The organism is Brevundimonas sp. (genome assembly GCF_036399195.1).
Classification (GTDB): Bacteria; Pseudomonadota; Alphaproteobacteria; order Caulobacterales; family Caulobacteraceae; genus Brevundimonas.
The window spans coordinates 1-5855 of record NZ_DASWNO010000133.1; the positions used below are offsets into that span (position 1 = coordinate 1).

At 69.5% G+C, this 5855-nt stretch carries 8 protein-coding genes; 4 read left to right on the top strand and 4 right to left on the bottom strand.

Features of this window, described 5'->3' with window-relative positions; genetic code table 11:
* Both VGB60_RS06275 and VGB60_RS06280 read left to right on the top strand, forming a co-directional pair.
* On the top strand, positions 1–351 hold a 351-nt coding region (locus tag VGB60_RS06275; protein WP_331037408.1), incomplete at its 5' end, for a hypothetical protein.
* Between the two features lie 112 nt (positions 352–463).
* A complete protein-coding gene (locus tag VGB60_RS06280) occupies positions 464–751 on the top strand; it encodes a GNAT family N-acetyltransferase (protein WP_331037409.1) in 288 nt (95 codons plus the stop codon).
* 185 nt (positions 752–936) lie between these two features.
* On the opposite strand, the gene VGB60_RS06285 is transcribed toward VGB60_RS06280, so the two are convergent.
* Positions 937–1920, bottom strand: coding sequence for an SDR family oxidoreductase (locus tag VGB60_RS06285; RefSeq protein WP_331037410.1), 984 nt, complete (start codon positions 1918–1920; stop codon positions 937–939).
* A gap of 91 nt (positions 1921–2011) precedes the next feature.
* On the opposite strand from VGB60_RS06285, the gene VGB60_RS06290 reads away from it, so the two are divergent.
* A complete protein-coding gene (locus tag VGB60_RS06290; protein WP_331037411.1) occupies positions 2012–2638 on the top strand; it encodes a DUF4126 domain-containing protein in 627 nt (208 codons plus the stop codon).
* A gap of 289 nt (positions 2639–2927) precedes the next feature.
* Here the strand turns inward: VGB60_RS06290 and VGB60_RS06295 are convergent, their stop codons facing one another.
* Together VGB60_RS06295 and dusA are read right to left on the bottom strand one after the other, a co-directional pair.
* A complete protein-coding gene (locus VGB60_RS06295) occupies positions 2928–3239 on the bottom strand; it encodes a hypothetical protein (protein WP_331037412.1) in 312 nt (103 codons plus the stop codon).
* Between the two features lie 97 nt (positions 3240–3336).
* Positions 3337–4350 (bottom strand): tRNA dihydrouridine(20/20a) synthase DusA, encoded by a 1014-nt coding sequence (gene dusA, locus VGB60_RS06300; RefSeq protein ID WP_331037413.1) that lies wholly within the window; start codon positions 4348–4350, stop codon positions 3337–3339.
* A gap of 96 nt (positions 4351–4446) precedes the next feature.
* Between dusA and VGB60_RS06305 the strand changes: the two genes are divergently transcribed.
* Positions 4447–5013 carry a DUF4142 domain-containing protein gene (locus tag VGB60_RS06305; protein WP_331037414.1) on the top strand — a complete coding sequence of 189 codons (567 nt, stop codon included), beginning with the start codon at positions 4447–4449 and terminating at the stop codon, positions 5011–5013.
* A 33-nt stretch (positions 5014–5046) separates the two neighbouring features.
* Here VGB60_RS06305 and VGB60_RS06310 read toward each other — a convergent pair.
* On the bottom strand, positions 5047–5855 hold an 809-nt coding region (locus VGB60_RS06310; RefSeq protein WP_331037415.1), incomplete at its 5' end, for an NAD-binding protein.

A 5855-nucleotide genomic window follows, 5' to 3' on the forward strand; every position in this document is an offset into this window, starting at 1 on the left:
CCCGCGGCGATGATCGCCTGGGGCCTCTACATCCTGTCCCTGCCCAGCGCCAACCTGCTGGTCATCGTCGGCCTGATTGTGGCCTATGCCGCGCGGAACGGCGCGACGGGCCTGCCGCGTCAGCACATCGACGCCCAGATCGGCCTGTTCTGGTCGGTGTTCTGGTGGACGATCGGGCTGTGGATCCTGATCGCCGTCTGCGTCGCCAGCATCGCCGTCGCGCCGCTGCTCGGGCTGGTGCTCGTTCCCGCCGCCATCGTGCTGGGACTGGGCCTGCTGTTCCTGACCATCTGGTTCACGATCAAGAGCATCATCGGCCTGATGAACCTGCTCGGAGACCGCGCGGCCTGACCCGTCGGGCGCGGCACGGAGGACACAGTCGTCGGGATTCGCGCCCGCGGGCCGGAACAAGCGCGCGGTTTCCCGTGTTCGCTGTGTCCGCTGGCTGACACGGGTGACCGAGATGACCGACCTTCGCGACGTCCGATCCGAGCAGAGGTTCGAGCAGGGGTTCGTCGACGAACAGGGCGAGACCCGCACCGTCTTCGCGGACTACGCCGTGCAGGGCGACACCCGGATCATCCTGCACGTCGAGGCCGATCCCGCCCTGCGCGGCACGGGCGCCTCCGGGCGGTTCATGCAGGCGCTGGCCGAGCACGCCCGCGCCGAGCGGCTGAAGCTCCAGCCGCGCTGCGGCTATGCGGTGGCCTGGCTGAAGCGGCATCCCGAGTTCGACGATCTGAAGGCTTAGGCCCTCCTCCCACGGCAGTCGTCCTTCCGGGGCCGCGAAGCGGAACCCGGAATCCAGGGGACCGCGCTCGCTGAACCTGCTGATGTCCAGGTCTGTGCCCGGACCTCTGGTTTCCGGGTTCTGTCTCCGGCTGCGCCGGCGCCAGCCCCGGAAGGACGGATAACGGGTAGCGCGGCCCCGCCGCCTCACCCCCCGTTGTACCCCCCGATGATCGGCAGAACCTCGCCGGTGATGAAGCTGGAGCACTGGGGCGAGGCGAGGAACACGAAGGCCGGCGCGATCTCTTCCGGCTGGGCCGGGCGTTTCATCACCGTCTTGGCGCCGAACTGCGCCACCTTTTCCGCCTGCTGATCGGCGGGGTTCAGCGGCGTCCACACCGGGCCCGGCGCGACCACGTTCACGCGGATGCCGCGCGGGGCCAGATGCGTGCCCAGCGACCGCGCGAAGGCGTGGATGCCGCCCTTGGTCATCGAATAGTCGAGCAGGTTCTCATTGCCGAGAATGCCGGTGACGGAGCCGGTCATGACGATCGAGCCGCCGCTCTTCATGTGCGGCACGGCGGCCTTCACGAGGTGGAAATAGCCGTAGAGGTTGGTCTTCAGCGTGCGGTCGAAATGCTCGAGGGTCAGGTCTTCCAGCGCCTCGACGTGCTCCTGAAAGGCGGCGTTGGGCACCACCACGTCCAGCCGTCCGAAAGCGTCCAGCGTCGCCCGCACCGCCATCTCCGAGAAGGCCGGGTCGGCGGCGTCGCCCTTCAGCACGATGGCGCGGCGGCCCTCGGCTTCGACGGCCGCCTTCGTCGTTTCGGCGTCGTGATCCTCGTCGAGGTGGCAGATGGCGACATCGCAGCCCTCTCGGGCGAACAGCACGGCCACCGAGCGGCCGATGCCGCTGTCGCCGCCGGTGACGATGGCCGCCATGCCTTCCAGCTTGCCCGAGCCCTTCCAGAACGGCGCGTCGTACATCGGCGCGGGGTCGAGCGCCGCCTCGTCGCCGGGCTTGGTCTGATGTTGCTCCGGGAAGGGCGGCTCGGGGTATTTGCGCGCGCCGGCTTGAACCGCGCCCTTGGTTTCGTCGTCGCCCCCGCCGGCCTTCGCATCGATCCCGGCCTGGATCCTGCGTTCCTGTTCGGCGATCTCTTCGGCGCGGGGTTGGAAACGGTCGGTCATGAGCGGCTCCTAGAAGTGGACCGTGGAGAAGCCGGTGGAGCGGCGATGCGTTCCCGCGCATTGTTAAGCCAGACGCCACGGAGTCCCGCCGATGCCCGATCTTGACCTGTCCGCCGTCGAAGCCGCCGCCGGGCCGCTGCAGACCTGGATCCTGCCCGCCCTGCTGGGGCTGGGGCTGGCCTCGGCGACCGGTCTGCGGACCTTCCTGCCCCTGTTGATGCTGGCGCTGGCCGCCCGCTTCGAGATGTTCGGCGTACGGCTGATCGACCAGATGGACTGGCTGGTGTCGTGGCCCGCCATCGCGGCGCTTGCGACGGCGGCGGTGGCGGAGTTCGCGGGGGACAAGATCCCGGCGGTGGACCACGCGCTCAACGCCGTGGGCTATGTGTCCCGACCGGTGGCCGGCGCCATCGCGGCGGGCAGCGTGTTCTGGGCCGTCGACCCGGCGGCGGCGGCCATCGCCGGGCTGATCGTCGGCGCCCCGGCGGCCTTGGCCTTCAACGCGGCGCAGACGGGGGTGCGGGTCGGGTCGACGGCGACGACCGGAGGCCTGGGCAATCCGGTCGTGTCATTGATCGAGGACGTGCTGGCGTTCCTGACGGTGATCGTCGCCTTCCTCGCGCCGATCCTGATCCCGATCGTGCTGATCGCGCTGGCGGTGGTCGTGTTCCGGCTGGCGCGCCGCATCCGGGACCGCGACCGGCGCGCACCCGCTTAGGTCCGCGCCCGCTGTGCCGCTGGCTGGTTCGTCACAAAGAACACGAAGAAGAACCACAAAGGACACCACGGGTCCTGTGCGGCCGACCGACCCCGCCCTTCACGGACAGGAATGGAAGGATCGAGGCGACGCCTCGATCAACAGAGCGCGGCGCAGCCGCGATCCCGAGACAGGCAGACGGCGCCGCTTACAGCGACGACGCGCTCCCTTCGTGTCCTTTGTGGACCTTCTTCGTGCCCTTCGTGACGAACCTTCCGGCCGCTATCGCAAGCGCGCTGGCCGCAGAGGGTCAGAACGTGCGGGTGACGATGGCCTTGAGGGTTTCGGACTTGGTCGGCAGGTCCGCGGCCAGGCGGCTGGCCAGTTCACGGGCGCCGACCGGATAGGCGTCTCCGCCCTCGGCGATATCCCGAGCCATCTTCGAGGCCTGCATCAGCACGGCTTCCAGGGCTTCAACCTGCTCGACGGCCAGCGCACGCGCTTCCAGCTGCAGGCGCTTGACGCGTTCCGAGGTGGATTCCGGGGCGCGCATCAGATTGTAGACCTCGGCTTCCGCAGCGACCACGCGCAGGTCAGGTTTGGATGTCGGTGAGTTCGTCATAGTCCATCTCCTTAGCAGGAAATGCGAAGCGGCGCCGGAGCGTTCCGCGCCTCGGCGGCCGTTCACCACGATGATCCGCCGCTGTGACGCTAATGCATCAGGCCGCTTCGCGGCTCCGCTCCAGACGGGTTTCCGCCTCGCGCACAGCGTCGACGGCGTGATCCAGAACCTCTAGCCCCGCGCCGGGCCGCACCCCCTCGAGGGTGAGGATGCGCCGGAACGCCCGCGCGCCCGCCCGGCCGTGCATCACCCCCAGCATGTGCCGGGTCATGGCCGCCAGATGCACCCCCTCGGCCAGCCGGGCTGCCATATAGGGCCGGTAGCGGTCGATGGCGGCGAAGGCGTCGACGTCCGGCGAGCCGGCGCCGAACAGCCGCCGGTCGGCCTGACCGAGGATGGCCGGCTCGTGATAGGCCGCGCGGCCCAGCATCACGCCGTCCAGCCGCACCCCGTCCGCGTCGTCCAGATGCGCCTCCGCCTCGTCGAGCGAGGCGATCCCGCCGTTGATGCTGATGCTCAGGTCAGGCCGCTCGCGCTTCAGCCGGCGCACCAGGGCGTAGTCAAGCGGCGGCACGTCCCGGTTTTCCTTGGGCGACAGGCCCTGCAGCCACGCCTTGCGGGCGTGGACGATGAAGGTCTCGATTCCCACGGCGGCGCAGGCGTCGACGGTGGCGAACAGGGAGACGGCCGGGTCCTGGTCGTCCACCCCGATGCGGCATTTGACCGTCGCGGGAACGCTGACCGCGCCCTTGATCGCCGCCATGCAGTCGGCGACCAGTTCGGGCTCGCGCATCAGGCAGGCCCCGAACCGGCCCGACTGCACCCGGTCCGAGGGGCAGCCGACGTTCAGGTTGATCTCGTCATAGCCGAAGGCCTCGCCGATCCGCGCCGCCTCGGCCAGTTGCGCCGGGTCCGAGCCGCCCAGTTGCAGGGCCACCGGATGCTCGACCGCGTCGAAGCCCAGCAGCCGCTCGCGGTCACCGTTCAGCACAGCGGGGGCGGTGACCATCTCGGTGTAGAGCAGGGCCCGGGCCGTCAGGGCGCGATGGAACGCCCGGCAGTGCCGGTCGGTCCAGTCCATCATCGGCGCGATCGAGAGGCGGCGGTCCATCGGGCGCGGCTTCTACACCGGAAGCGTCCGGAATCCCAACGGTGGAACCTGAGCCGCAGCAATCGGTTTCGGGGCAAACCCCACAAGGAGACCGTCATGATCAGACCGCTACTCGCCGGAACCGCCTGCCTCGCCCTGCTGGCCGCCTGCCAGGAACGCACCCCGGAACCCGTCGACAAGGCTCAGGACATGGCCGCGGCGCCCGTCGGCCAGATGTCGGCCGCGACCATGGGGTCGAACATGGTGTCGGCCTATGTGCCCAACGCCGCCATGGCCGACATGTACGAGATCCAGGCCGCCGACATCGCGCTGGAGCGGTCGCAGAACGCCCGGGTCAAGGAGATGGCCCAGATGATCAAGACCGATCACACCGCCGCCTCCAACGCCATGAAGGCGATGCTGCCGCAGGCCGCGCCGGACATGACCCCGCCGACCGCGCTCGACCAGCGCCGGCAGGGACTGATCGACAACCTGCGCTCGGCGTCCGCCGCGACCTTCGACCAGACCTACATCGACCAGCAGATCGCGGCCCACAACGAGGCCCTGACCCTGCACCGCGGCTTCTCCGATCAGGACTCGCCGCTGGCGGCCCACGCCCGCAACGTGGTCCCGAAGATCGAGGCCCACCTGCGCATGGCGGAACAGCTCCGGTCCGCCAACTAGGCGTTCAACGGCTGAGACAGAGGGCCGGCGTCGTCAGACGCCGGCCTTTTCGCGTTCGTCGTCCTCTTCCAGCACCTCGGCGGCCTCTTCGTTGAGCGCCTTGCCCTCGCGGCGAGGCTTCACATACGGCGCCGGCTGCGGCGTCCGCAGGTTGCCGCGCATCAGCGAGCGCCCGGCGCTCAGCCCACCCGACAGCTGCAGGGTGAACCGCTCCTCGTCGCGGCGGCGGACGTCGTCGATGGTCTCGCGGGCCTCCTCGGCCCGGAAGCCGAGGTCGATCAGCACCTGATAGCCGAACACCAGGGCGCTCTCGAAGGTCTCGCGCAGCTGGTATTCGACGCCCGCCTGCACCAGCCGCAACGAGTGGCCGCGGTCGTAGGCGCGGACGAACAGCTTGGTTAGCGGGAACTCGGCCTTCACCCGCTCGACGATCAGGTCGGCGACCTCGGGCTTGTCGACGCAGACGAGGATGGTCTCGGCCTTCTCCGCGCCCGAGGCCCGGAGCACGTCGAGGCGCGAGCCGTCGCCGTAATAGACCTTGAAGCCGAAATTGCCGGCGGCCTGGATCATCTCGACGTCGGTGTCGATGATGGAGACGTCCACGTCCCGAGCCAGCAGCGGCTGCGACACCACCTGTGCGAAGCGGCCGAAGCCGATGATCAGCACCCGCTCGCGCAGGCCGTCGGCGCGATCGACACCGTCGGCGTCATCCGGCGACAGCGTCTCGTCGGGGCGCAGCCGGTCGGCCAGCATGACCCGGAGCGGCGTCAGGGCCATCGACAGGATGACGATGGCGGACAGGATCGCCGCAGTGCGGGCGTCGAACAGGCCTGCGGCGAAGG

What these genes read in the sequence shown, in the direction of transcription:
- VGB60_RS06280 (WP_331037409.1), top strand. Translation starts at nt 464, where the DNA reads ATGACCGACCTTCGCGACGTCCGATCCGAGCAGAGGTTCGAGCAGGGG.
- VGB60_RS06305 (WP_331037414.1), top strand. Translation starts at nt 4,447, where the DNA reads ATGATCAGACCGCTACTCGCCGGAACCGCCTGCCTCGCCCTGCTGGCC.
- dusA (WP_331037413.1), bottom strand. Translation starts at nt 4,350, where the DNA reads ATGGACCGCCGCCTCTCGATCGCGCCGATGATGGACTGGACCGACCGG.
- VGB60_RS06290 (WP_331037411.1), top strand. Translation starts at nt 2,012, where the DNA reads ATGCCCGATCTTGACCTGTCCGCCGTCGAAGCCGCCGCCGGGCCGCTG.
- VGB60_RS06295 (WP_331037412.1), bottom strand. Translation starts at nt 3,239, where the DNA reads ATGACGAACTCACCGACATCCAAACCTGACCTGCGCGTGGTCGCTGCG.
- VGB60_RS06285 (WP_331037410.1), bottom strand. Translation starts at nt 1,920, where the DNA reads ATGACCGACCGTTTCCAACCCCGCGCCGAAGAGATCGCCGAACAGGAA.